Raw genomic sequence first — 1,344 nt, forward strand, 5'->3', positions numbered from 1 at the left:
CTGGGCGTCAGCAGCCGAGACCGCGCGCGCATCTGCGAACGACGCCGCCTGCATGTTAGCCGGGGACGCAGCCTGCTGGCCCGCCGCAGCGGACACCACGTGCGCAACGGCCGAATGGCCGCCCTCCAGCGCCTCGACGCGCTCGGCAAGGGCCTCGAGCGTCAGGTCGGAATCCGGGCGCACCATGCGCGTCAGCGCGATCTCGAACGACAGGCGCGGGTTCGTGGACGTCTTGAGCTCGGCCGAGAGGTCGCCCAGCACGCCGAGAAGCCGCGAAAGGCGGTCGGGGCCGAACCACTGCATCTCGTGGGCCAGCTCGCGGCGCGTGGCGTCGCTCACCTCGAGCGCCACGTCGGCACCCGCCAGCGTCAGCACGTACATGTTGCGCACGTGCTCGGCCAGGTCGCGCACGAACTGCGCCAAGTCGGCGCCCGTCTCCACGTAGTCGGCCGTCCAGCGGAAGCAGGCGGCCACGTCGCGCGTGCCGACGGCGCGCACGATCTCGGCCACGTCGCTCGTGTCTACGCCGCCCAGCATGCGCTCGGCCACTTCCAGCGTGACCTTCCCCTCGCCGAACGCGATGAGCTGCTCGAGCGAGGTGAGCGCGTTGCGCATGCCGCCTTCGGCGCGGTGCGCGATCAGGTCGAGCGCCTCGCCCTCGAACTCCACGTCCTCCGCCACGCAGATGGCCCCGAGGCGCGTCACGATGGACTCCGACGAGATGCGGCGGAAGTCGAAGCGCTGGCAGCGCGAGTGGATGGTCTCGGGCACCTTCTGCGGGTCGGTGGTGGCCAGGATGAACACCACGTGGCTCGGCGGCTCCTCGAGCGTTTTCAGCAGCGCGTTGAACGCCGCCGTGGACAGCATGTGGACCTCGTCGATGATGTATATCTTGTAGCGCCCGCGCGTGGGGGCGAACTGCACGCGCCCGATGATCTCCTCGCGCACGTTCTCCACGCCGGTGCGGCTCGCGGCGTCCAGCTCGTAGACGTCCGGGTGCTCGCCGTTGGCTATCATCACGCAGTCGTCGCACGTGCCGTCGGGCTCGGGCGTGGGGCCGTGATCGCACAGAAGCGCCTTCGCCAGCAGGCGCGCCGTGGTGGTCTTGCCCGTGCCGCGCGGGCCCGTGAACAGGTAGGCATGGCTCACCTTGTCCTGCTCGATGGCGTTCTTGATGGTGCGCTCGATGTGCTCCTGGCCGACGACGTCCTCGAAGATCTGCGGCCGGTATTTGCGGTAAAGTGCCTCTGCCATCGCGTATGCTCGCTTCCCTGCTACTCCGTCTCGGATTCCGCCTTCGCATGCGCGCCGCGCGGCGAGCGCGCGCCCGTCGCCGCCGGGGCC

The 1,344-nt window shown here is 69.9% G+C and carries 1 protein-coding gene; it reads right to left on the reverse strand.

Annotation, left to right across the window (positions count from 1 at the left end):
• Positions 1–1,254: DNA polymerase III subunit gamma/tau (gene dnaX / locus GPA_RS03855; protein ID WP_041240039.1), on the reverse strand; the 1,254-nt coding region annotated here is incomplete at its 3' end.
• Between the last annotated feature and the right edge of the window lie 90 nt (positions 1,255–1,344).

This window comes from Gordonibacter pamelaeae 7-10-1-b, from assembly GCF_000210055.1.
Taxonomy (GTDB): domain Bacteria; phylum Actinomycetota; class Coriobacteriia; order Coriobacteriales; family Eggerthellaceae; genus Gordonibacter; species Gordonibacter pamelaeae.